20 protein-coding genes and 3 pseudogenes are annotated in these 25,947 nt (G+C 42.4%); 5 read left to right on the top strand and 18 right to left on the bottom strand.

The window, feature by feature from the left end:
• Positions 1-15: 15 nt before the first annotated feature.
• From ACUN2T_RS02735 to dnaB, 8 genes are all read right to left on the bottom strand, one after another.
• Positions 16-954 (bottom strand): pseudouridine-5'-phosphate glycosidase, encoded by a 939-nt coding sequence (locus ACUN2T_RS02735; protein WP_445496126.1) that lies wholly within the window; start codon positions 952-954, stop codon positions 16-18.
• Positions 951-2,042, bottom strand: a complete 1,092-nt coding sequence (locus tag ACUN2T_RS02730; protein WP_445496125.1) for a PfkB family carbohydrate kinase — start codon at positions 2,040-2,042, stop codon at positions 951-953. The genes ACUN2T_RS02735 and ACUN2T_RS02730 overlap by 4 nt, the downstream gene beginning before the upstream one ends.
• Before the next feature lie 838 nt (positions 2,043-2,880).
• A complete protein-coding gene (locus tag ACUN2T_RS02725) occupies positions 2,881-3,222 on the bottom strand; it encodes a colicin immunity protein (protein WP_445496124.1) in 342 nt (113 codons plus the stop codon).
• Position 3,223: 1 nt separating this feature from the next.
• Positions 3,224-3,805 (bottom strand): colicin E5-related ribonuclease, encoded by a 582-nt coding sequence (locus tag ACUN2T_RS02720; RefSeq protein ID WP_445496123.1) that lies wholly within the window; start codon positions 3,803-3,805, stop codon positions 3,224-3,226.
• Complete coding sequence (locus ACUN2T_RS02715) at positions 3,790-4,890, bottom strand: colicin-like bacteriocin tRNase domain-containing protein (protein ID WP_445496122.1); 1,101 nt, start codon at positions 4,888-4,890, stop codon at positions 3,790-3,792. Before ACUN2T_RS02715 ends, ACUN2T_RS02720 begins: the two co-directional genes overlap by 16 nt.
• A 202-nt stretch (positions 4,891-5,092) precedes the next feature.
• The gene (locus tag ACUN2T_RS02710; RefSeq protein ID WP_445496121.1) at positions 5,093-6,289 is read right to left on the bottom strand and encodes an amino acid aminotransferase; all 1,197 of its coding nucleotides are present in this window, start codon (positions 6,287-6,289) and stop codon (positions 5,093-5,095) included.
• A 53-nt stretch (positions 6,290-6,342) separates the two neighbouring features.
• Positions 6,343-7,422 carry an alanine racemase gene (alr, locus tag ACUN2T_RS02705; RefSeq protein ID WP_445496120.1) on the bottom strand — a complete coding sequence of 360 codons (1,080 nt, stop codon included), beginning with the start codon at positions 7,420-7,422 and terminating at the stop codon, positions 6,343-6,345.
• 37 nt (positions 7,423-7,459) lie between these two features.
• Positions 7,460-8,869 carry a replicative DNA helicase gene (gene dnaB, locus ACUN2T_RS02700; RefSeq protein WP_445496119.1) on the bottom strand — a complete coding sequence of 470 codons (1,410 nt, stop codon included), beginning with the start codon at positions 8,867-8,869 and terminating at the stop codon, positions 7,460-7,462.
• Positions 8,870-9,027: 158 nt separating this feature from the next.
• Between dnaB and ACUN2T_RS02695 the strand changes: the two genes are divergently transcribed.
• On the top strand, positions 9,028-10,011 hold the full coding sequence (locus ACUN2T_RS02695) for a quinone oxidoreductase (RefSeq protein WP_445496118.1): 984 nt from the start codon (positions 9,028-9,030) through the stop codon (positions 10,009-10,011).
• 275 nt (positions 10,012-10,286) lie between these two features.
• On the opposite strand, the pseudogene ACUN2T_RS02690 reads toward ACUN2T_RS02695, so the two are convergent.
• Positions 10,287-10,364: pseudogene (locus ACUN2T_RS02690) on the bottom strand (winged helix-turn-helix domain-containing protein); the annotation flags it as partial.
• Between ACUN2T_RS02690 and ACUN2T_RS02685 the strand changes: the two are divergent.
• A pseudogene (locus tag ACUN2T_RS02685) lies at positions 10,357-11,199 on the top strand (serine-type D-Ala-D-Ala carboxypeptidase); the annotation flags it as partial. The pseudogenes ACUN2T_RS02690 and ACUN2T_RS02685 sit on opposite strands and share 8 nt — an antisense overlap.
• Positions 11,200-11,477: 278 nt before the next feature.
• Here ACUN2T_RS02685 and dusA read toward each other — a convergent pair.
• The 3 genes and pseudogenes from dusA to ACUN2T_RS02670 form a co-directional block, all read right to left on the bottom strand.
• Positions 11,478-12,515, bottom strand: coding sequence for a tRNA dihydrouridine(20/20a) synthase DusA (gene dusA, locus ACUN2T_RS02680; RefSeq protein WP_445496117.1), 1,038 nt, complete (start codon positions 12,513-12,515; stop codon positions 11,478-11,480).
• A 1,018-nt stretch (positions 12,516-13,533) separates the two neighbouring features.
• Positions 13,534-14,127, bottom strand: a pseudogene (locus tag ACUN2T_RS02675) (phage major capsid protein); the annotation flags it as partial.
• 104 nt (positions 14,128-14,231) lie between these two features.
• Positions 14,232-15,068 carry a gp53-like domain-containing protein gene (locus ACUN2T_RS02670; protein WP_445496116.1) on the bottom strand — a complete coding sequence of 279 codons (837 nt, stop codon included), beginning with the start codon at positions 15,066-15,068 and terminating at the stop codon, positions 14,232-14,234.
• A 401-nt stretch (positions 15,069-15,469) separates the two neighbouring features.
• Between ACUN2T_RS02670 and ACUN2T_RS02665 the strand changes: the two genes are divergently transcribed.
• Positions 15,470-16,660 carry a lactate oxidase gene (locus ACUN2T_RS02665; RefSeq protein WP_445496115.1) on the top strand — a complete coding sequence of 397 codons (1,191 nt, stop codon included), beginning with the start codon at positions 15,470-15,472 and terminating at the stop codon, positions 16,658-16,660.
• A gap of 168 nt (positions 16,661-16,828) precedes the next feature.
• Here the strand turns inward: ACUN2T_RS02665 and ACUN2T_RS02660 are convergent, their stop codons facing one another.
• A complete protein-coding gene (locus ACUN2T_RS02660) occupies positions 16,829-17,971 on the bottom strand; it encodes a DUF1266 domain-containing protein (protein ID WP_445496114.1) in 1,143 nt (380 codons plus the stop codon).
• A 219-nt stretch (positions 17,972-18,190) separates the two neighbouring features.
• Between ACUN2T_RS02660 and zur the strand changes: the two genes are divergently transcribed.
• Positions 18,191-18,700, top strand: coding sequence for a zinc uptake transcriptional repressor Zur (gene zur, locus ACUN2T_RS02655; protein WP_445496113.1), 510 nt, complete (start codon positions 18,191-18,193; stop codon positions 18,698-18,700).
• Between the two features lie 136 nt (positions 18,701-18,836).
• Here zur and lexA read toward each other — a convergent pair whose 3' ends face one another.
• Together lexA and ACUN2T_RS02645 are read right to left on the bottom strand one after the other, a co-directional pair.
• Positions 18,837-19,442, bottom strand: coding sequence for a transcriptional repressor LexA (lexA, locus tag ACUN2T_RS02650; RefSeq protein WP_445496112.1), 606 nt, complete (start codon positions 19,440-19,442; stop codon positions 18,837-18,839).
• Between the two features lie 119 nt (positions 19,443-19,561).
• A complete protein-coding gene (locus ACUN2T_RS02645) occupies positions 19,562-19,933 on the bottom strand; it encodes a diacylglycerol kinase (protein ID WP_445496111.1) in 372 nt (123 codons plus the stop codon).
• A gap of 129 nt (positions 19,934-20,062) precedes the next feature.
• On the opposite strand from ACUN2T_RS02645, the gene plsB reads away from it, so the two are divergent.
• The gene (gene plsB / locus ACUN2T_RS02640; RefSeq protein ID WP_445496110.1) at positions 20,063-22,519 is read left to right on the top strand and encodes a glycerol-3-phosphate 1-O-acyltransferase PlsB; all 2,457 of its coding nucleotides are present in this window, start codon (positions 20,063-20,065) and stop codon (positions 22,517-22,519) included.
• A 49-nt stretch (positions 22,520-22,568) separates the two neighbouring features.
• Here plsB and ubiA read toward each other — a convergent pair whose 3' ends face one another.
• From ubiA to pgi, 3 genes are all read right to left on the bottom strand, one after another.
• Positions 22,569-23,423 carry a 4-hydroxybenzoate octaprenyltransferase gene (gene ubiA / locus ACUN2T_RS02635; protein ID WP_445496109.1) on the bottom strand — a complete coding sequence of 285 codons (855 nt, stop codon included), beginning with the start codon at positions 23,421-23,423 and terminating at the stop codon, positions 22,569-22,571.
• A 36-nt stretch (positions 23,424-23,459) separates the two neighbouring features.
• Positions 23,460-23,966, bottom strand: coding sequence for a chorismate lyase (ubiC, locus tag ACUN2T_RS02630; RefSeq protein ID WP_445496108.1), 507 nt, complete (start codon positions 23,964-23,966; stop codon positions 23,460-23,462).
• Between the two features lie 189 nt (positions 23,967-24,155).
• Complete coding sequence (pgi, locus tag ACUN2T_RS02625) at positions 24,156-25,802, bottom strand: glucose-6-phosphate isomerase (RefSeq protein ID WP_445496107.1); 1,647 nt, start codon at positions 25,800-25,802, stop codon at positions 24,156-24,158.
• Positions 25,803-25,947 lie beyond the last annotated feature (145 nt).

Below are 25,947 nucleotides of genomic sequence, written 5' to 3'. Positions count from 1 at the left end.
TTTCCGAAACTCATTTCACCTACGGTTTTCCCAATAACAACAAGCAATTTTTGCCGCTAGTTCAGCGTTATTAAGTATCAATTGAATATTGGCAGACAGACTATCGCCTCCGGTCAACTCGACCACTCGAGCCAACAAAAACGGCGTACATTCCTTTCCACTCACGCCGTGCTCAATGGATTCACGCACCGCCTGTTCGATAGCGGCATTAATCTCCGTTTCCGACATGGCATACGGCTCAGGGATCGGGTTAGCAATCACTAATCCCCCCTGTAATCCGGTATCCCATTTTATCGCCATTACCTGAGCTATCTGTTCTGGAGAATCCACGCGAATATTGACAGAAAATGGACTGGTACGGCAGAAAAATGCCGGCAAAGAGTGGGTCTGATAACCAATTAACGGTACACCATGAGTTTCAAGGTATTCTGTTGTCAGACCAAGATCCAGAATGGATTTAGCACCCGCACAGACTACCGCAACACTGGTTTTCGCCAACTCCTGTAAATCGGCCGAAATATCAAAAGTATGCTCTGCTCCACGATGCACCCCGCCAATGCCACCGGTAGCGAAAATTTTAATCCCCACCATCTCCGCAATAATCATGGTGGAAGCAACGGTGGTCGCCCCATTTTTTCCGGCAGCTACCACAAATGGTAAATCACGACGACTGACTTTAGTAACCTTGTAGCCTTCACTGCCCAAAAGTTCTATTTCTTCATGCGACAAACCGGCTTTCATGCGTCCATTGATAACGGCTATCGTTGCGGGAATAGCGCCATTTTCCCTGATTTTCTGCTCAACCTGTAGCGCAATTTCTACATTTTGCGGATAAGGCATCCCTTGAGCAATAATCGTAGATTCCAACGCTACGACAGGTTGGTTATCCGCTAAAGCTTCTGCAACTTCCGGGGAAACATCCAGATATTCATTTTCAATAGCGTGATTTTTCATGATGGTAATTCCAATAGTTTTCGGACATTGCCAGTCGATAGATTTGGATTATTGGTAAATTCACAAGATAATGTAAGAGCAGAACACCCTTGAGCAAAACGAACACTCTCTGCCAGCGTCATATTTTCCAGCCAACAGTTCACCAGCCCGGCCATCATCGCATCGCCAGCGCCCGTAACATTAATAACCTTAACACTGATAGGATGTGACCAACCCGCCATACCATCACTTTCACTAAAGTAAACACCTTCTACACCCATACTCAGCACTAAACGTTGCACACCTTGATCGTGAAACCACCGTGCCACTGCCGGAACATCGGTAGGTTGGGTAATTTTCATTCCACTAAGCGCTTCCGCCTCCAGACAATTAGGTTTTAAGGTGTGGATATAGGAAAGCCAGTTTTTAATCTTAGGTGCTTTAAATGCGGATACTGTATCCACAAATACCGGCACTGTTCCGACATTAGTCAACAGCCAAACCAAAGCTTCTTCGGATAAATTGCAATCAATAACCAGTACGCCTGCATGTTGAATAAGATCATAATGATTCGCTAACAACGATGGCGTCAATTTTTCCAAAATATGCATGTCATTGATGGCAACCAACATCTCACCACCGTCATCTAATAAGGAGACATATGTCGAGGTATTTTCACCATAAAGCTTATAGCAGTAGTCAATATTAACACCTGCGCATCTGGCCTGATCCAGTAAAGTGCTACCATAGAAATCATCGCCAACAACAGAAATAAGATGACATTCTTTACCTAATAACGCGATATTTTGAGCAATATTTCTGCCTACACCACCAGGGGTACATTTTATTTTCCCTGGGTTAGAATCCTGATAAATAAGTTTATCCGATGCATAACCGTAAACATCCATATTAATAGAACCAACTGCCACCACATAATTATGATCAGATAAAATATAACCTTTCCCTTTTATATATCCCTTATTCATTAAATTCATAATATGACCAGCAACACCGGAGCGACTTATACCTAAAATATCGGCAATTTCCTGCTGTGGAATTAATGGATCTCGTCTCAGAAGTTGCAATATTTGTTTTTCCCGGTTCGTCATTTTTAGGCACTTGTTTGTTTTTAAACATACGTTTGTTTTATGTGTTGAATACAAAACAGTAAAGCGGGATTTTTTATTTTACAACGAAGTTGGAAGAACGATCGTAAGAGCCAATGACTGGATTATCAGCCCTATTTTATGTGATAACCATCAAGTTAAATCCTGTTGAAAACTCCTTTTTGCTGTATATTAATAATCAACCGGTGTTTTATGCTAGAAATAAATTCAATAAAACAAAGCACTAAGTAAACCCTTATTGAAAGCTAACAAATGTTTGGATATACCTTGAAATAGTGAGAATTATTTTTCACCACCTGAAACAGGTTTCATGAAAAATTGATCTGTTTCACAATAAATAGCGAAAGCTAGATCATACTCAAATGGTAGTATTTTTGGCAAACTGATTAATATTACCGATACCTTGATTAACATGACTTCCATAGTAATTTATATCTGTATATTTACAAAATGAATTATTTTCTACCTACGTGAATTATGCATTCATAGTAGTTAAATAAGTTTCCAAAATAGTGCTACATCTTATACCACTTATAATTCTATGTATAACAATGGGTTGAGAAAGTCCATGTGTAGCAGAATTATGAAGCGTTATTTAATCAATAGATTTATATAATGACCTTAAATATTATTTTCCTTATAAATATCAGGACGAACAATTTGCCAAATAAAATTAATATCTAATTTAAAATTACAACAAGATCAAACCTAACTTCAAAGGACCCAGCCCTACTCAATATAGATCTCAGCCCTTATTAATCCCTGATTCTTACCTGACATCTTGGGAACAATTCAAAAAAGGTAGCTATAATCTAGTAATTTATCGCTTTTTAGCTATAGTAATAATAAATACATCATGTCCACTTTTTTCATCTTCCCGGATGTTTTCTATAGCTTCTTTATTATTTTTTTTCACCTTCTCTAAATCACTTTCTGGGTTCATTAATCCGTCCCAAATAGCATCTAACCTAGCTTCAAATTTTCCGATGTTACGATGCCAAATAAAACCTTCAATACATGAAATTACTAAATTCTTATTAGTAGCAATTTCACAGACTCCGATCGCTGCTTGAGATGTTAACTTCATTATCACGCTTCCACCTAAGGTAAAAAATTCATTAGGATTAGTATAAACACGTAACTTATCTATAGATATACTCATTTTATTTACTCCACTTAATTCGACTATCAGCATTCCAACCAGAGTCCGTTGTATCAGCTATCTGAGTAACTTCTCCCGTTCTATCATTTACTACTATATATCCATTTGGAGGAGTACCATATACTGTCGCTGTATCATTCCGTCCTAATTTATCTGACGTTTTATTAGGTCGACGATTATCTGTTGATTCTCCAGTTGGTCCTTTTGCAACAACATCTTTAATATCTTTTTCAGTCCATCCACGACTAGATATCTGATCACGTATTTTATCATCAATAACTAAGTTTTTAGATTTATTCTTTTTTTTTACCTTATCCAGGTTCTTTTCTGCCTCACTTTTTGCCTGTTCCGCTTTTTTACGGTTTTCCATTGCAATGTTAAATTCATTTTGCGCTGGATTTATTTCCTTCCAAGCGTCTAACAACCGACGACCAAAACGTTCATAGTATATCGCTTTTAAAAGCGCTGCACTCGTTTGTACTTGAGCTTCTTTAGGATCTTTAATACCCTGCAATTTCTCAAAATCTGAACGCGTCATAGCAAGCACGTATGCTTTTACGCCTTCTTTTAAAAGAATATCCAAACTTTTTTGTTATCCGTTTTTATCTCTACTTTAAGTTTCTTCCCATCTATCTCAATATCCTTTGTATAAACAAGAGGATTTTTTACAGGATCTGCCAGCGCTTTACCTTCCGGCGTATTTTTTACCTGATTTAATACCTTTAGCTTTTCCTGATAAATTTTATCAAGCGGTTTGAATACTTGTTCTGCTTCATAGAGCCGCCGCTCCGCTGCTTCAACAGGATGTGCTTTCTCCCACTTTTCTTGTTGCTGCTTCGCCTCTGCCACCTGTTTTTTAGCTTCCGCCGTACTCAATACTGTCATCACCGAAACATACACTGGTTCTGCATTTGACCCCGCTGGAAAATGGACGATAGCATCCACTGTATTTTTAACCGGTGCTGGTGTATATGGTTTAACCGGCACATCAGCTACTGGTGTTACCTCTTTTCTACTAATAAATATATTTCTTCTTGGAGGATCACTTATTCTGATATGCACTGGAGGCATACTCGGAACAACTTTTGCGGTGAAGACATTCTGCCGTTTAGTTTTTACCGCTTTAACCACAGGAACACTCACAGTTCTAGCTGGCGTTCTAGCAATTGCCAATGTCTGCTTATCTTTCTCAATGACATCCTGTACTTGAATATCAGTAACCACGCTGGACATTGTGGCTAACTGAGATACAGGCGTTTTTGTGACCTGACTGGCTTGTATTGCCTGAATAATCATCCTCTGCCGTTCTGCTTTAAACTTTTCATCTTCAGGTATTCCCAATTCACCAGGCCACATAGCTCCTACTGCCACACCAGCAAAACGTCCCACATAAGGTGCGGCGTCTAATGCAACACTGCCCAATCGGGTTAATGTCGAACTCACAGCACTGGCTATCTGTTTTCGAAATAATGTCAATCCCCACAGCCCATCAATGACAGAAATGTTCATCGGTTGAGCGCCGATAGCTGCCGATGCCTGCGCCTCTGGAAATAAGGATAGATTCACCCCTTCATTTTTTCCTGTACGGTCAACCCGTTCATGATCTCCTGAGTTTCCACTGCCACCTCCCCATCCTCGATCAGACTTGCCGCCTGATGTCACAGTCATTGTGTCATGACTCGTTACTAGTTTGACTAATAATTACAGGACGAAAAACCGCAATAAAAACATTATAATTCAATGGATTGAGTTAAATACGAGAGAGAAAAAAGCGCACCATACATAGTGCGCTTCTAAAGAGGGATGTACTGCTATTTTACGAATCTGCCCATCGTTATCATCAATAGCAAATCATTTACATTAAAATTTATTACTTATTTACCGCTGCAAATGTCTGAGCAATACGTTCAACGTTATGGTAATTAACCCCAGCCATGCAGACACGGCCATTACCGACCAGATAAACAGCAAACTCTTTGCGCAGGCGATCCACTTGCTGCTGACTAAAGCCGGTATAACTGAACATGCCGCGCTGTTTCAGCAAGTGATCAAAATTTTTCTCTGGCAATGCGGTTTTCAGGGCATCCACCAGCACCGTGCGCATTTCCAAGATACGCAGGCGCATATGTTCAACCTCCACCAACCACTGTGCTTTTAAATCCGGATCAGTCAAAACCTTAGCCACAACCTGTGCACCAAAATTCGGTGGGCTAGAATAAATACGGCGCACACCCACCTTCAATTGTCCAAACACGCGATCTTTCGTCTGTGCATCATCACAAACAACAGACAAGCCACCAACGCGTTCACCATACATAGAAAATATCTTGGAGAAAGAGTTGCTCACCAGGAAAGGCAAACCGACTGTCGCCATAACGCGAATGGCATAAGCATCTGCTTCCATGCCATCCGCAAGCCCCTGATACGCAATATCAAGAAATGGCAGTAGCTCCCTTTCTTCAACAATCTGAACAACCTGATCCCATTGATCATCTGTCAGATCCGATCCCGTTGGGTTATGGCAACAAGGATGCATCAAAACTATGCTTTTTGCCGGCAATTTTCTGAACGTTTCCAGCATTTCACTGAATTTTACCCCTTTGGTCTGTTCATCAAAATAAGGGTAATAGTTCACCTTCACACCAGCACCCGTAAAAATAGCCGCGTGATTTTCCCAGGTTGGATCACTGCACCACACTTCTGAATCAGGGAAATACCGATGCAGAAAATCAGCGCCGATTTTCAGACCGCCAGAACCCCCTAGCGTTTGAATTGTCGCCACCCGCTGTTGTTGCAACATGGGATGATCTTTACCAAATAGCAGTTCCTGAACAGCAAGACGATATGATTGCAGCCCTTCCATTGGCAAATAAAGAGAGGCAGTCTGTGACAACGCACGAAGTTGCTCTTCGGCGGTAGCCACAGCCTGTAATTGCGGAGTCACACCCTGCTCATCGTAATACAGCCCAATGCTCAGATTAATTTTTTCCGCACGAGGATCTTTTTTAAATTCTTCAGCCAGCGAAAGGATAGGATCACCGGCATAAGCATCAACATTCTGGAACATCAGGCTATACTCCTTGTCAATCAGTTATTCAACAAACAATATAGCCTATAGCATTATTCGTCCAGATATTCCATTGCAACTCTGGAAGTGAGCTTAGTCACCAGCTCATAAGTAATGATGCCCGTGCATTCAGCAACCCGTTCCACTGGCAGAACATCCCCCCAGAGAACCACTTCATCACCAACTTTATCTGTCGCATCCGGCCCCAAATCAATAGATATCATATCCATTGAAACACGGCCAACAATCGGCACTTCACGACCATTAACACAGATTGGCGTTCCTGAGGGAGCACTGCGCGGATAGCCATCACCATAACCGATAGCCACAACACCAAGCCAAGTATCCCGTTCACTGACCCAAGTTCCACCATAACCGACTGATTCACCAGCTTTATGTTTACGAACCGCAATCAAGCTCGATTTTAATGTCATCGCTGGGATCAGATTAAAATCCGCCGCCGTTTTATCAGGCAATGGCGATACACCATACATCATAATCCCAGGGCGTACCCAGTTCTGATGGGCTTCCGGCCACAACAGGATCCCCCCCGACGCATCAATAGACTTTTCTCCCGGTTTGTTAGCACAGAAAGCCTGAAAACAGGCTATCTGCTGGCGGGTTGTGTCTACGGTGGGTTCATCAGCCCTGCTGAAATGGCTGACAATATTGACTGGCTGCCGCACATTTTGGCAGCGACTTAACCGTTCATAGAAAGCGTCCGCATCTTCTGGCCGAACACCAAGACGGTGCATTCCGCTATCCAGCTTCATCCACACTTTTATCGGATAAGATAATTCAGCCTGCTCCAGTGCTTCCAATTGCTCAACGCTGTGCACCACCGTCTCAATATGGTTGGCGACCAGTACAGGCAGGTCAGCCGCATCAAAGAATCCTTCCAATAACAGAATCGGTTTGACGATACCACCATGGCGTAACGTCAGTGCCTCACCAATTCGCGCTACACCGAAACAATCGGCGTCTTCCAGCGTATGTGCTGTCTCCAGTAAACCGTGGCCATAAGCGTTTGCTTTCACAACTGCAATAAGATTGCTTTTAGGGGCGAGAGCCCTTACCCGTTGCAGGTTATGTCGCAGAGCGCGGCGGTCAATAACTGCGGTTGCCGCTTTCATTTTATTCCTTTATTGATTAATTCTCTGGTGTTAATACTCATTCATCGTCATAACTCGGCCCGGCGTAGTTATCAAACCGTGACCACTGACCATTAAACGTCAGGCGAACTGTACCGATTGGACCGTTACGCTGCTTACCAAGAATGATTTCAGCCACACCTTTCATGTCGCTGCCCTCATGGTAAACCTCGTCACGATAGATAAACATAATCAGATCGGCATCCTGCTCAATAGAGCCGGATTCACGTAAATCAGAGTTAACCGGACGCTTATCTGCCCGTTGTTCAAGGCTACGGTTGAGCTGAGAAAGTGCAACTACTGGCACCTGAAGTTCTTTAGCCAACGCTTTGAGTGAACGGGAAATTTCTGCAATTTCCAAAGTACGATTATCAGATAAAGACGGAACCCGCATTAATTGCAGGTAGTCGATCATAATGAGGCTCAATCCGCCATTTTCACGGAAAACACGCCGGGCACGGGAACGCACTTCGGTCGGCGTCAGGCCGGAAGAGTCATCAATATACATATTGCGTTTTTCCAGCAATATCCCCATCGTACTGGAGATCCGCGCCCAATCCTCATCATCAAGCTGGCCTGTACGGATACGGGTTTGATCCACCCGTGAAAGGGATGCCAGCATACGCATCATGATCTGGTTGCCGGGCATCTCAAGACTGAAGATCAGAACAGGTTTGTCCTGCATCATGGCTGCGTTTTCACACAGGTTCATGGCAAAAGTGGTTTTACCCATAGAAGGGCGAGCAGCTACGATGATCAGATCTGATTTTTGTAACCCTGCGGTTTTCTTATCCAGATCCTGATAACCGGTAGAAACACCGGTTACGCCATCATGAGGACGCTGATAGAGTTGCTCAATCCGCTCGACAGTTTCCTCCAGGATCCGTTCTATCCCTTTCGGCCCTTCATCTTTACTGGCACGGTTTTCTGCGATCTGGAATACTCGCGATTCAGCAAGATCCAATAATTCTTCGCTGCTCCGTCCCTGAGGATCGTAACCCGCATCCGCAATTTCATTTGCTACCGCTATCATATCGCGGACAACAGCACGTTCGCGGACAATATCCGCATAAGCATTAATGTTAGCTGCACTTGGCGTATTTTTGGATAATTCGGCCAGATAAGCAAAACCGCCTACATTATTCAGATCCCCACTCTGCTCAAGAGATTCAGATAACGTAATCAGGTCAATGGGGTTGCCCATCTCCAGCAACCGCTGCATTTCAGAAAAAATACGTCGGTGTGGACGGCTGAAAAAATCATTGCTGGTGACTCGTTCGGAAACATTATCCCAACGCTCGTTATCCAGCATTAAACCACCTAACACGGATTGCTCCGCTTCCAAAGAGTGTGGCGGAAGCTTCAGCCCTTCCATTTGGCGATCTTTTGGTTCAGCCATTTTGTTGTGAGTTGATTTTTTTCCCGCCATGAATCCCGCAATAATCCACTGATAAATTTACAACAGCACAGAGTATACGCTATGAAGTGCCTTGAGTAATTACAATATAGAATGTAATTATTTCTGGCACCTTAAATCAGTTCAACTACTACGTGCAAACATTCTCCCTATATTTACGAGGTTGAGTCATGGCAAAGCATATTGAATTTTCCGCCACCGGCGGCCCTGAAGTCCTTAAATATTGTGAATTCACACCCGCAGCACCTGCTAAAGATGAAGTACAGGTAGAAAATAGAGCTATTGGAATCAACTATATTGATACTTATATCCGTAGCGGGCTATATCCACCGGCACACCTGCCAAGCGGCCTGGGTATTGAGGCCGCAGGCGTAGTTAGCAAAGTAGGCTCCGCTGTAACGTCCATAAAAGTGGGTGACCGTGTAGTTTATGCACAATCCACTTTAGGCGCTTACAGTGAGGTGCATAATGTCCCGGAAAGTAAAGTCGCTGTTCTGCCGGATGCCATCTCCTTCGAGCAAGCTGCCGCTTCTTTTCTAAAAGGGCTGACAGTCTACTATCTTCTACGCCGTACCTATAAAATCCAGTCAGGCGAACCCTTTTTGTTTCATGCCGCCGCAGGTGGCGTTGGGCTAATTGCCTGCCAATGGGCAAAAACTTTGGGTGCAAAACTGATTGGAACAGTCGGCTCTGAAGAGAAAGTACAACGCGCTAAAGATGCCGGTGCATGGCAGGTTATTAACTATAACCGTGAAAATATTGTCGAACGAATTTATGCAATCACCAACGGTGAAAAAGTCGGTGTAGTTTATGATTCTGTTGGTAAATCGACCTGGCTGCGCTCACTGGATTGCCTGAAACGCCACGGCTTGATGGTCAGTTTTGGCAATGCATCTGGGCCAGTTACCGGTGTCGATTTGGGGATTTTAAATCAGAAAGGCTCACTGTTTGTTACCCGCCCTTCTATCGCCGGCTATATTTCAACGCGCGAAGAGTTGGATGAGGCAAGTCAAGAATTATTTGATCTGATTGCCAGCGGCAAAATTAATGTGGACGTACCAGAAAATCAGAAGTTCCCGCTAAGTGAAGCGACAAGGGCACATCAGATTCTGGAAAGTCGGGCAACGCAAGGATCAAGTTTACTGATCCCTTAACGGTAATTAGACCGGAAGGCAATGCTAGCTGAATATATGAAAGATAAAACAGAACAATACCCCTCCTGGTAGGGGTATCACACCTCAGATAGGTAAGTAACGATAAGATTGAGGCGCTATTATCCTTTGACCAAATATATTTAAAGGCTATCAGCCTGATGAATCAGTCGCATAGGAGAATAAATCTCTCCATGATATTTTTTTCTCATCGCTGCATTATTGTCATCCATGACAATCCACCAACAGCATATTTAAAATAAAAATCAAATTATTAAAGGGACGCCGCAAGGTTTTTTATAAGAAAAACCCTGACGGTGTAGCCATTTATTCATGCCGGGAATGCTAAAAGGAATTATTATTCAATCCGGTAATGACGCCTGTGTCGCATTAGCTGATTATATAGCTGGCAGTCAGGACGCGTTCATAAATCTTATGAACGGCTATGGACAAAAAATCGGGCTTAACAATACAACGTTTAAAACAGTGCATGGTTTAGATGCTCCTGGGCAATTTAGTACAGCACGAGACATGGCATTGTTAGCGCGCGCCCTCATTCATGATGTCCCGGATGAATATGCAATTCATAAAGAGAAAGAGTTCACATTTAATAAGATTCGTCAATACAATCGTAACCGATTATTATGGAACAGCGACCTCAATATAGATGGCATGAAAACCGGAACTACCTCTGGTGCCGGTTATAACTTAGTTGCATCAGCAACCTTGGGTAATATGCGCTTAATTTCTGTTATTCTGGGAGCAAAGACCGATTCTGTTCGTTTCCAGGAATCAGAAAAACTTCTGACATGGGGATTTCGCTTCTTTGAAACAGTGACACCTATTAAATCTGACGATACTGTTATTACTCAACGTATATGGTTTGGAAATAAAAAAGAAGTCAAACTCAATGCGGGTAAACAAGATTCTATTACCATACCTCGTGACCAACTTAAAAAATTAAAAACCAGCTATATTCTTAATGCTCCTCAGATTACTGCCCCAATAAAGAAAGACCAGGTAGTCGGCACCATAATTTTTAAGATTGGCAATAAGACCATCGAGGAAAGACCACTTATTGTAATGGAAACGATTGAAGAAGGTGGATTCATTAGCCGTATGTGGGATTTCGTCTTGATGAAAATATATCAATGGTCTGGCATTTGCTTTTCTTGCTCCATAAATAGCTAATGCGCTTTTTGAATTTACGTCAATGCATTACGTTTCTTAGCTTAAAATTTTTTCGATGGCTATTTAAGATCATCATTATCTTAAATACATCAAGCCTATTGTTTGATATTTAATCACATATGTAAAGCCCGGTATGAGATCGATCCCTTTTCTTGCGATAATAGAAAGCTAATCTGCAAACAGATTAAAGCACAGTAAAAAATCACACGATATCCATAAGTATTTTAGTACTCAATTCTCATAGATGACTGTGCCCTTAACAGTAAAATGAGCGGGTATTACATCCGCTCAGTCACCATAGCTAACGCCTGTTGTATAACAGAAATATCTGCGCCCGGTTTGTGTGCATTCTCACTAAGATGACGACGCCACTGACGTGCCCCCGGAATCCCTTGAAAAATACCTAAAATATGGCGGGTAATATGCCCCAGAGATGTTCCTTTTGACAGTTCTTGCTCTACATAAGGATAAAGTGCTTTGACCACCGCAACGGTATCAACCACCGGCATTGAAGCATCAAATAATTCATGATCAACCTGTGCCAGAATAGACGGGTTCTGATAAGCCTCACGCCCAATCATAATGCCATCTACATATTGTAGATGCTGTTTCGCTTCTTCCAGCGATTTAATACCGCCATTAATAGCAATCGTTAATTGAGGAAAATCCTTTTTCAATTGATAAACTCGTGGGTAATCCAACGGTGGAATCTCACGGTTCTCTTTTGGGCTCAAACCAGAAAGCCATGCTTTACGGGCATGAATGGTAAATATATTGCAACCACTGCGTTGCACAACAATATCAATAAAATCACACAGGAATTGGTAACTGTCCTGTTCATCAATACCGATACGGGTTTTAACTGTCACTGGCACATTTACCACATCCTGCATGGCTTTAACGCAATCAGCGACCCGTTCAGCGTCCCCCATCAGACAAGCACCAAAACGACCGTTTTGTACCCGGTCAGAAGGACAACCAACATTTAGATTAATTTCATCATAGCCACGTTCCTGTGCAATCTTCGCACAATTCGCCAACGCCTGCGGCTCACTGCCACCCAGTTGTAATGCTATCGGATGTTCTTGCTCGCTGTATGCCAGATAATCGCCTTTACCATGAATAATCGCCCCGGTTGTCACCATTTCGGTATATAACAGCGTTTGCTGACTTAATAAACGATGGAAATAACGGCAGTGACGATCTGTCCAGTCCAACATCGGGGCGACGGAGAAACGGTTAGGATTATATTTGACCGTTTCTTTATCTTTCTCGCTGAATTTAAAAGTTTTTTTAATTTCTTTACTTTGGTGCATTGCTATACTTTTTAGATTATTTTGGCATTCTCAGCATCCCATAAATAGGGGGATATAAAGCGGAGAATGATATTAGATTATGGCCTACTATAGCATAGAGAAACGTCCCCGTACTGATGACAATATTAGGTATCGTTGACAATTGACGTTAAGAAATATCGCAGGTGATTTAAGGTAGAACCGTACATTTGCTATCAGGAATATTTTGGGGAAAGCGCGGAGTACGTTTACTACTTTTTAGTGTCATTATTTCAGCTTTAAGGGATAAACGGGACCAAAGTCCCATTCCTTTTACTGATATTGAACGTTGAAGTTAATAACCGCACCACACGCTGCTGCATAACGTTCCAAAATCTTCATACTTGCGCCAAGAGGATTTTTTTCAAGGCCTATTGATATCTGAATGGTTTGATACCGATTTTCTCTGCCAGCTCAGTCTGAGACATGCCAGAACGTTCACGCATATCTAAACAATATCTGTATCCGTTCCAATTCTTTGTCGGCTTCCTTATACGCAGCGATAGACTTTACGTCATTCAACATCAACGCCTTCAATTAGTTCAGTGTACTGGTTTCATTTGAACGCTTTTGCAAACGCATACAATGACCGGGCAACATTTTATCTCCTCTACCCTTTCGAGGTTACCTGATTGTTCCTATCTTCTCCCTCAATTTGATTACACATTGTCCTTCTATAGGGAACCTCTAAAAACTCTCAATACAAAAAATAAGATCAATTTTGCACTCACCAATAAATGACCTTATTGTGTATGACTTTTTCTTGCTTTTTCAGGGGAAAAAGTAAACTCATCGCTTTTTCATCACATACCGGAATTAAAAGGCATGAATGCCGAATTTTCCAAAATAAACCAAACGTTGCAAATCAATGTCCCGACTTGTATTTGACCGATCCAAAACGGCTTCAAAAAACGGGCTATCATGGACAGCTGCGGTTCCTTTCGCGATGAATTGCATTGGATTCCACCAGCCCACCGCCCAGAGACTTATCGGTGTGTACCTTGTCGGCCTGGGTATCGCGGGGATAAGACAGGAAGCCTTTTGCTTTTTTGCTGCCATCACCGCTCACAAGATCCGTTTCTTCGGTATCCACAAACGTATCGGCAATCTCGGCGGTCAGCCAGCCTAAGATATCCACATCGCTAAAATCGATAATCTCTTGGGTAGTCTTGGGGTAAGCGTAGATAGGGAACAGCTTAATGCTGACTTCTTCCATCTTCGGTGTCGTTGTCTCACCGCGTGCTTTGCCTTCTTCCCCGTGGGCTACCGCTGCACCACCGACTGAAACAAGCTGCTTATACTCGTTGCTGCGAGTGGTTTTAATCGTACAAATCTGGCGCATGACGGATTCGTCCGCCAATTGCTGCATGATCTGCTTGTTCAGTTCCGGGATAACGGTATAACCACCGTCTAAGGGCACGCCCATAGGCAGGGAACGAGTTTCGCCAGTCAGAATATAATTGCGCAGCTCGTCAAATTATTTGGCTTCCTCAGCATTCAGAGAACGCTTTTCGTCTTCCGCTTTGGTGAGCAGTGAGCGCATTTGATGGGTTAAATCGGCTTTTTGCTGACGTAATTCGAGTCGTTTTTTCATGGTGTTTTATAGTTAATTTATTTTTTAATAAATGATTTTTAACACTATAAAAAATAATAAGACAGGGTAGAAAGCATTTGTTTTTGCACTGTAATAATACATAATTAATATCCTATCGCTATCCAAAAGAATGGGCTATCCCATTTAGCATTCACCCAAGAATTTAACAAATCGAAAAATGAATTATTAATTACATTTACATAACCAACAGATGCTCCCATAAAACCCATTTTACTTTGAATAGCATTAATATTGACAACGTAATGCGTATTGTAAAAACTAATTGGCAATTGAATACGCTCTATATGACCAGCATCAATGACCCCAGTACGCCCCCATTGGTAAATAACGCCTGCATCTCCACATCTCCACCAACCATTAATTTCTTTACTGGCAGAATTCCTATTACCTTTGGCATTAACTTGATTGTCTACTTCTTCTTTTGTGTATACCCCAATATCCACGGCATCCAGATAAATATTCTCAGATAATGCCTTACCATTAACTTGCCGGATATTGGGTACTCTGCTATTAATATTTTCACTTAACAAAGTTATTATTTCCTGGGCAAGCTTTTGCGTGACTGCCAATGTATTACTATCGCCAAGTACATCTGTAAGTTGAATAACACCTTTTTGTGTTAATGAAGTACTTGGAATCTCCGTTAAAGCTTTTTTCTCCAAAGCTGTATTTAACTGGATGGTGAGTTTATCTATATCGCCATCATCCAAAACATCATCACTACATTGTGTAGAGATAAAATTAGCGACTACCGATGATATGGTTGACGATTGACGCAATACCTTATTTAATAAATCAATGGAAATAGTATTTGGTGACATCCCAGTCTCCAGATCCCGACTTTCTTCATATTCTCCTTGAGAAATAACATTAGCATCCTGGCTAGCAGAAAAAGCTTTAAATTCATTTTTATTACTCATAATTCCTCCTTAAGGAAAAAACCAATGTTTTCATTAAATAAGATTTTGAGTTAATAGATATTAAAATAAAACATCTTTCCTGTTATCGAATATCATTTTGATATTGCATTTCAATAATGGTCTCTTTCTGATAAAGAACGATGAAAATTTTTTATAACTTATAGTAATTAACTATTTTCGTATAGTTAATTGAAATAATAGATCAACACCTGAAACCAAATTTTGAGTTTTTAGATGAACCTCTCACAAAAAAATCACCGAGTCCAACAAGCTTTGTCAGCTCATAAAAACATGCTTGAGTATTTATTAGCTTGAATTATCCAGAATTTGTCTATTCTTATATATGTGGACAAATTCTATTGTCAATATTTATAAGCCTACTTTAAGTAAGGGAGAATTGTATGCCATCAAGAAGAGACGTCATGGTTGGAGGATTAAGTCTTGCTGCTGCCGGTATCCTATCTACGGTATCTTCAGCTAATGCTGCAACTGTTAACACAAAACTGCAAGGAGCTTTTAAAACAGGTAGCGCAGAAAAAGCCCTTGATATTATTAGTCTTTATGATTTGGAAGAAGAAGCACGTAAACTGATTCCTGCCCCTCAATTTGGCTATATTAGCGGTGGTTCAGGTGATGAATGGACGCTACGTGAAAATACCAGAGCCTTTGACGATTACCAAATTATTCCCCGCTATCTCGCGGGGATAAAAGAACCTGACACAACAACCGAATTACTCGGCAGTAAAGTGGATATACCTATTTTCGTTCCACCGATGGCAGCACACGGACTGGCTCATATCTCTGCTGAATTGGGAACAGCGCGAGGCGCTGCCGCTGCCGGTGCCTTGTTTACTGCACAAACTCTGTCTAATTCATCTTTCGAAGAGATAGCAAAAGTGAGTAACGGCCCCAAATGGTTCCAAATCTATTTTACCAAAGATATGGGTATGAACCGTGAACTAATACGCCGGGCTAAAGCTATGGGTGCGACCGCTATCGTATTTACGGTTGATTTAGAGTGGAGTGGTAATAGGGAAACCGATAGACGCAATAAATTTACCTACCCACGTTCACTTCCATTTCCTAATATTCCTGGCGCTACCGCCGGTGCACCATTATCAGAGATTACAGCGCTATTTAAGCGGGATCTTGATTTTAAGGATCTGGAATTTCTCGCCAAAGAATCAGGTCTTCCTATCATCGTAAAAGGTATTCAATCCGCCGAAAATGCTAAAGAATGTGTTAACCACGGAGCGGCAGCTATTCAAGTTTCTAACCACGGTGGCCGGCAATTAGATACTGTCCCGGCAGCAATCAAGTCATTACCAGGCATTGTTGAAGCCATTGGGCATCATATTCCGATCTATTTAGATGGTGGTATCCGTCGCGGTATTCATGTGTTTAAAGCTCTTGCATTAGGTGCCAAAGCTGTCGCTATCGGCAGACCCATTTTATATGGACTGGCATTAGGCGGGGCACCAGGCGTAACTTCCGTTTTAAACCTGCTTAAAGATGAGCTGAAACTTAGCATGAAGCTGGCGGGATGCGCAGCTATTAAAGATATTGAGAGAAAGTTTATCAGTTTAATTTAACTCATTAACTGATGACGTAAATATCAGCCCCGTTTCATTTGAAATAGGTGATTTAAGGAAACGGGGTTAATTCTATTAACCACGGTGGTTTTTATAATTTAACCGGTAAAATAGAATTCTCACTTTTCCCCTGAAGTATTCTTCAAGGGGAAATATTTCATATAAATATTAATGAAGTATACGAGACGCTGATGGCTCGGCAATATCAATTTCATCACGTTGTTGTTCTTCCATTCTGCTGCGTAAAACATCGTCTATTAATGCAGAAAAACCTGTCATCATTTGCCGTTCCATCATAACACCTTTTGGCTCAGGCCACGGCAGGCTGGCAATTGGCCAGTCACAATATAATTTATAATAATTAAACTGATCCAGCCGCTCTTTCGTCTTATCAAAATCATTACTCCAATAGGCATTACCCAACCGGAAGTTGGTATGAAACTCATCAAAGCTGCCAAAGATTTCATAAATATAATTAGCAGTTTTCAGCATATTTTTCCATGCCATTTCTTCACTGATATAACCAGCACAAAAACAATTACGGCTTAAAACAATTGCAAGCCACAAATCAAATCCCCACACCAATGCAGGTGGACGCCCATTTACAATTTGAGAACATTTACGAATAGAGTCAGGTGTTACTTCAACTAATTTGGCAAGAACTTTAAACATTTTGCCATCACTAAGAGCAGCATCAACAGCAAAATATTTTGAATGCGCCCCACTCCACAAACCAGTTAACATTTTCATATAACCTTCTTCATCAATAATTCCCCAGTCACTGTATAGTTGAGATTGATGTTCCTGAGTAGGTGATAATGGGAGCAGGCAGTAACGATAGTTATCATGAGCAACCCGTGACTGCAAAGGGTAATGCTCCAGAGTTTCACTCCAAAAGCCCAGCCAATAGTCACTCACAATATTTAACCGCAATACCTGACGCTTTTCTTCCGGTAAAAAAGATAAACCTGCTTGTTGGTAATAATGCCGTTGTTCCCATTCAGGACGTTTAGCAATACGATAAATAATAACTGAGAGTAACATTATTACAAATAATGCTACACTGACTACTTGTGCCAAAAGTGAATAGTCTGTATCAGGGACAGATACATTACCTATTATAAATAATACAATTGCCACAGATAATATAATCCCCATACAGACTGCAATTACAAATAAAATATTAATCACCGCATATAATGAACTCAGAAAAGGTAAATTTCTTTTTTCACAGATAATATTCTTTATTACCTGATAGCCTTTAGCAGGGAACTGCCTATAATGAGGCTGATTTTGTAAAAGTTCTTTCATCACAAATGATTCCTTTTCACAAATTACCTACCATATATGATAATTCTTATCTGTATTATCACAAACATCAGGAAAACATTATTTTTGCTGCTAAGTATCAATTTAACCAAATTAACTCCATCAGGGGACAAGCACAATGAACTTTTCTGGAGAATATTTTCTATCGCAGAAACATGATAACATCCCAATATTGTTATCATGCTGGCTGTAAGGGGCGCAATGAAACTGATTAACCAAAAAAAGTTACTGGAACAAGCCGAAGCTATTTGCCTGACACGGGGAGTTCGCTTTACGCCACAGCGGCTTGAAGTTTTGCGTCTGATTTCAGAACAACCCGGCGCAATCAGTGCTTATGATTTACTGGATTTATTGCGGGAAGCAGAACCACAGGCTAAACCACCAACAATATACCGGGCACTGGAATTTCTGCTAGAACAGGGATTTATTCATAAAATAGAGTCTACCAACAGTTATGTGCTGTGCCACCATATTGAACAACCAAGCCACACCTCAGCAATGTTTATTTGCGACCGCTGCGGTTCTGTTACAGAACGAGATGGTGGAACCGTTGAATCCGCTATTCAACAGTTAGCAAAAACCGCCGGATTCAGCTTACGCCATACCGTCATTGAAGCGCATGGTTTATGTTCTTCTTGTGCAGAGATTGAATCCTGTACTGAACGGGATGAATGCCAGCACGACCACAGTATTGAGGTAAAAAAGAAGTAGAGAACCTGTAAATAGCAACAGGCAACCGCAGAATCACGTTCAAGATAATCATACTGATAAACCCAATAACATGATTCTGCCAGAATATTGCAACTCTTTGACAATCACCAAAAAACAACGATTCGATATTTTACTATCAAAACTTATCACTGTTACGAATCACCCCAACGGCTAATCCTTCAATTGTCAGGCTTCGTTCACGCAAATCCACCACAATTGGCTTAAACTCAGGGTTTTCTGCCGACAATTCAACTTTATTTCCAGTCTGTTTAAAACGTTTTACAGTCACTTCATCTTCAATACGAGCAACAATAACCTGCCCATTACGGACATCCTGTGTTTTATGCACAGCCAACAGATCACCATCCATAATCCCAATATCTTTCATGGACATACCGCTGACTCTCAACAGGAAATCCGCACTGGGCTTAAACAGTGCGGGATCTATCCGATAATGACTTTCAATGTGCTCCTGCGCCAACAGTGGTTCACCTGCGGCTACACGGCCAATCAACGGCAAACCAGAGTCTTCTAGCAGCAAACGGATACCCCTGGATGCCCCGGCAACAATCTCTATCACCCCTTTGCGAGCCAATGCTTTTAAATGCTCTTCAGCCGCATTAGGCGAACGAAAACCAAGACGTGCTGCAATTTCAGCACGCGTTGGCGGCATACCCGTTTGCGAAATGTGGTCACGCACCAGGTCATAAACCTGCTGCTGCCTTACGGTAAGTGCTTTCATTCCGCCCCCTGTGTGTTTATACAGTCAAACTGTGAGTATATACAGGTAAATAACGATTGGGAACCTGCCAGGGTAGAAAATCAGCCCATTATAGTATAATGACGCATTATTAAACTAAATCAGGTCACAAAATAGCGCCAGAGAACGGTACTCCAGACAATTAACGACAGCAGCATCGTCAGAAAGACCGCCGCCGATCCCATATCTTTCGCCCGGCCGGACAACTCATGGAATTCACTGCCAATACGATCAACAACAGCTTCAATAGCACTGTTCAGAATCTCTACAATCACCACCAACATTACTGAACCAATCAGTAAAATGCGTTCAATTGCGCTGATATTCAGATAAAATGCAACAATCACCGCTAATATCGCCACAATTATTTCCTGCCGGAAAGCCGCTTCATTTTGCCACGCAGCCCTGAGACCTTTCATCGAATATCCGGTTGCTTTGATGATACGGGTCAGTCCCTTGGATTGATTTGCCATAAATTATTCATACCAAATGTAAGGTTATTTGCCACTTTTAACTTTTATATCGTCTTAACATAACAGATCTCAACACCTGTTTCTGGTATGCTTGCGACGTATTGCTAACAAGAGGCTTCAAGTTTATTTATGTCAGGTTGGCGTAAAATATATTATAAATTATTGAATTTACCACTAAAAATACTGGTAAAGAGCAAACTTATTCCTACAGATCCCATTACCGAATTACGGCTCGATACGACACGCCCTATTCTGTACGTATTGCCGTATCACTCCAAAGCAGACTTACTGACATTACGTCAGCAATGTCTTGAGCAGGATCTGCCAGACCCTTTAAACTCACTGGAGATAGGTGATACTGAGCTTCCGGGCTATGTATTTATCGATAATGGCCCACGCGTATTCCGCTATTGCGCACCAAAGCAGGAATCCGTAAAAATTTTCCATGCGTATCTGGATCTGCACCGTAATAATCCAAACTTGGATATTCAAATGCTGCCAGTTTCTGTCATGTTTGGTCGCTCACCCGGACGTGAAGGACACAGCACCCCACATCTACGGCTACTTAATGGTATCCAGAAATTCTTCGCCATTCTCTGGCTGGGCCGGGACAGTTTTGTGCGTTTTTCAAACACAGTATCTCTGCGTTATATGGCAACGGAGCATGGCACAGACAAGACAATTGCTCACAAGCTGGCTCGCGTGGCACGAATGCACTATTCACGCCAACGCCTGGCGGCAGTGGGTCCGCGTCTGCCTGTTCGTCAGGAGCTGTTTAACAAGCTACTGGCTTCAAAAGCAATAGAAAAGGCCGTTATTGATGAGGCCCGCAGCAAGAAAATCGCCCATGAGAAAGCGCAGCAGAATGCCGTTAACATGATGGAAGAGATTGCAGCGAATTTCTCTTATGAAACAGTACGGCTGTCAGATCGTGTACTTGGTTGGACCTGGAACCGTCTGTATCAGGGGATCAATGTCCACAATGCTGAACGCATTCGTCGTCTGGCACAGGATGGTCACGAACTGGTTTATGCGCCCTGCCACCGTAGTCATATGGATTATCTGCTGCTCTCCTATGTGATTTATCATCAGGGTTTGGTACCGCCCCATATCGCCGCAGGCATCAACCTGAATTTCTGGCCAGCAGGGCCGATATTCCGCCGCCTTGGTGCATTTTTTATCCGCCGCACTTTTAAAGGTAATAAACTCTATGCCACGATATTCCGTGAATATCTGGGTGAGTTATTTGCACGCGGCTATTCTGTTGAATACTTTATGGAAGGTGGTCGTTCCCGGACAGGTCGTTTGCTCGATCCCAAAACGGGTACACTGACCATGACGTTACAAGCAATGTTGAGAGGTGAATCACGCCCAATCACTATCGTGCCAATTTATATCGGTTACGAACATGTGATGGAAGTTGCCACCTATGCCAAAGAGCTGCGGGGAGCAACCAAAGAGAAAGAGAGCTTTTTCCAGATGATACGCGGTTTGCGTAAGCTTCGTAATCTGGGGCAAGGCTATGTAAACTTTGGTGAACCTATCCCGTTGATCCAATATCTTAATCACCATGTTCCTGACTGGCGTGATTCTATTGATCCAATAGAGTTTCACCGTCCTGAATGGGTTAACCCAACAGTCAGTAAGCTGGCCGGGAAAATTATGGTGAACATCAACAATGCCGCAGCTGCTAACGCAATCAACCTGTGTTCAACCGCCCTACTGTCATCACGTCAGCGAGCGCTTACTCGCGAGCAACTGCTTGAGCAACTGGATTGTTATATACAACTCATGCACAACGCGCCTTATACAACCGATGTTACTGTGCCAAAGAAAACCGCAGAAGAGTTGTTAGAGCACGCTCTGCAAATGGATAAGTTCGAGGTAGACAAAGACAGTATGGGCGACATCATTATCCTGCCGCGTGAGCGTGCGGTTCTGATGACCTACTACCGCAACAATATCCAGCATTTATTGGTACTGCCATCATTGATTGCCTGCATCGTTATTGATCATCGCCGTATCAGCCGTGAAGCGTTACTCAGCCAGGTAGAAATCATTTATCCTCTGCTCAAAGCAGAACTGTTTATACGTTACAACAAAGCAGATCTGCGAGAAGTGGTTAATATCCTGGTTAATGAGCTTACTCGCCAGAGCCTTATCTGTAACAAAGAACAAGGTATGCTGGTATTGAATCCAGCACGTATTCGCCCATTGCAATTGCTGGCAGCCGGTGTCCGCGAAACCCTGCAACGTTATGCCATCACCCTCTCTTTACTGAATGCCAACCCGGAAATCAGCCGGGGTGCGCTGGAAAAAGAGAGCCGTATGTTGGCACAACGTCTGTCGGTATTACATGGCATTAACGCACCTGAATTCTTCGATAAGGCGGTATTCACCACATCGGTAAATACACTGCGTGAAGAAGGATATATCAGTGATCGTGGTGATGTGATTACAGCAAATACTCAGGAGCTGTATCAGGTATTGAGTGAACTGATGTCACCTGAAATCCGTCTGACTATCGAGAGTGTCAGTTTGCCAGCTGAACACAACGATGCAGAAGAGACAACTCAAGAAGCATAATTTTTAACATCCGGGTGATAATGGGTTTTCCCCATTATCACCCCATATATCAAACGTAACTGAAGAAGATACCCAAAAATAATACCACACCAACATAGTTATTATTGAGGAATGCTTGGAAGCAAAGCTCTCTTTCCCGACCTGCAATCAGTTTCTGCTGATAAATAAATAAGGCACCGGCAAGCAACAATGACCAATAATAGATGCCACCCAGATTCATCATATAACCCACCAGCAGTAAAACCAGCAACATAGCAAGTTGCAGTAACCCAATAATCAGCTTATCGAAACGACCAAACAGAATAGCAGTAGACTTAACACCAATTTTCAGATCATCGTTACGATCGACCATGGCATACTGTGTATCATAAATAACCGACCACAAGATATTAACCAGAAACAATAGCCAGCATTCTAGTGGTAAGGACTCACTAACCGCAGCGAATCCCATTGGGATAGACCAGCCATAAGCCGCGCCCAATACAAACTGAGGAAGATGACTGAACCGTTTAACAAAGGGATAAAACCAAGCCAAAGCTAACCCAGCGACTGACAACCAGATAGCCATCTTATTCAGCGCCAGAACCAACCCGAAAGAAATCAGCGCCAGTACAACAAACAGGATCTTACTCTCTTTCTCACTGATAGCACCACTGGGCAGGGGACGTGCTTTTGTGCGTTCGACATAACCATCAAATTTTCTGTCAGCAAAATCATTAATCACACACCCTGCTGCACGCATCAGAAACACACCGGCAGTAAAGACCCACAATATGTGCATATCCGGAATACCTTTCCCGGCAATCCATAAAGCCCAAAATGTCGGCCATAACAACAATAACGAACCTATGGGTCTGTCAATACGCACTAAACGGCAATAGGCCTGCCATTTACTTTGCGCCATACTTCCCGCCACTTCTGTTTCCCCCTTGTTTAAATTTTATTTTTTGTATACAGGTGATTCAGGCAAGAAGACTTCCGTTAATAATAATGGCTTGCTTGATAATCTCAGCAATGATCGCCTTGCCCAGCGTTTCCCCTGTTGCCCTACATGAATATAATCCCGTGTTAATTTATTGCTACTAAAAAGATATCGCCCAAGCGGGACTGTTCCTAAATCAACCAGACTTTCATCAGGGCCGGTTAATGTTGCTTCAGGAATTAACGTTCTTCCCAATAACCAGGGGATATTATCACCATATAATACGACTTCTCGCAGCCAGTACCTCTGACAAGTTAGCAAATGCTCACTTTCATCGGAAAGTTCTTCCACTGTGATAAAAGACTCTCTGAATGGTACAACATGAACATGGTCACAGTATTGTTCAAAACGGCGGGTCATTGACCCCAACTCCATCAGCCAGTCTGAAATCTCATCAGGCAAGCCGGATGAATCCACCGAAACCCACTGAATAGGCACCGTCGTTAAGATCGAGTCAGTTAACATGCGAGTTTCCATTAGGACAAATTTCTTTTATCCGGTCGTACAATTGATGGGCACTGAGGATACCACGTTGTAGGTATACAGAATAAAAAGTTATGACAAATTCTGTCAATAATACTTGCCAAAAATGAGCGAATTACGATCAACACAATTCGCTCATATAAATTTAACTCCCTGATTCAGAACAAGTGATTAACGCCATGCTTTAAAGCGGTTAATCAACCCATTTGTCGAGCTATCGTGATCGGCAACCTCTTCACCATTCTCGAGTTCTGGCAAAATACGATTAGCCAGTTGCTTACCCAGCTCAACTCCCCATTGGTCAAAGGTGAAGATGTTGAGAATCACCCCTTGTACAAATATTTTGTGCTCATACATGGCAATCAACGCCCCCAAACTGAATGGAGTAATTTCACGCAACAAAATGGAATTCGTCGGACGGTTTCCTTCAAACACTTTAAATGGTGCAACATGCCCGACTTCAACCGCAGTTTTACCACTGGCGGCAAATTCAGCATCCACTTGTCCACGGGTTTTACCAAATGCCAACGCTTCTGTCTGAGCGAAGAAGTTGGATAACAATTTGTTGTGATGGTCACTCAATGGGTTATGGCTGATCGCCGGAGCAATAAAATCGCAAGGGATCAGTTTAGTGCCCTGATGAATAAGTTGATAGAAAGCGTGCTGACCATTGGTTCCAGGCTCTCCCCAGATGATCGGACCGGTTTGGTAATCCACCGGATGACCATTGCGGTCAATATATTTACCGTTGGATTCCATATTGCCCTGCTGAAAGTATGCTGCAAAACGATGCATGTATTGATCATATGGCAGAATCGCTTCTGTTTCCGCGCCAAAGAAATTGTTGTACCAGATGCCAATCAGCGCCAGTAATACGGGGATATTCTGCTCAAACTGGGTATGGGCAAAATGCCTATCCATTGCGTGTGCACCACTGAGCAGTTGTTCAAAATTATCAAACCCAATAGAGAGCGCAATAGACAAACCAATCGCTGACCATAATGAATAACGGCCCCCTACCCAATTCCAGAATTCAAACATATTTTGGGTATCAATACCGAATTTCTTAACGTCTTGCTCATTGGTGGAGAGCGCGGCAAAATGCTTCGCAACATGTGCTTCATCACCAGCAGTTTTCAGAAACCAATCACGGGCAGAGTGAGCATTGGTCATTGTTTCCTGAGTAGTAAACGTCTTGGAAGCAATCAGGAACAACGTTGTTTCCGGGTTAAGCGTGTTCAGGGTCTCCGCGATATGAGTCCCATCAACATTAGAAACAAAATGCATATTCAGATGATTTTTATAAGGTTTCAGCGCTTCGGTCACCATATAAGGGCCGAGATCTGAGCCACCGATGCCGATATTCACAACATCAGTCATCACCTTACCGGTATAACCTTTCCACTCACCGTTAATCACCCGCTCACTGAAATTTTTCATTTTTGCCAGCACAGCGTTGACCTGTTGCATAACATCTTCCCCATCAACAATAATCGGGGCATTGCTACGGTTACGCAAAGCAATATGCAGTACAGCGCGCTCTTCCGTACGGTTAATTTTCTCACCGGAGAACATGCTACGAATAGCGCCGGCAACATCTGTCTCTTTCGCCAGCACCTGTAACTTTTCCAATGTCTCGGTTGTGATGCGGTTTTTTGAAAAATCCATCAGGATCTGGTCATCAAACGTTACGGAGAACTTAGCAAAACGCTCTTTGTCCTGTCCAAACAACTCACGTATGTGAATATCCTTTATCTGCGTAAAATGTTGTTCTAATGCTTTCCAGGCTGAGGTTTGACTAGGATTGATATTTTTCATGGCTATGCTCTCTATCAACTGACTGTAAATAATTGGAGGTAAAGAAAGATTGTAACCTGTAATTCTATGATTGGAGCCTCCCTTCCTTTAATCGCTGATATTGGTCAAAACAATGAAGTTTTTCTAGCTCTATTTGCTAAGGTGC

This window comes from Photorhabdus machadonis, from assembly GCF_052657765.1.
This window is presented reverse-complemented; position numbering and strand designations above follow the sequence as displayed.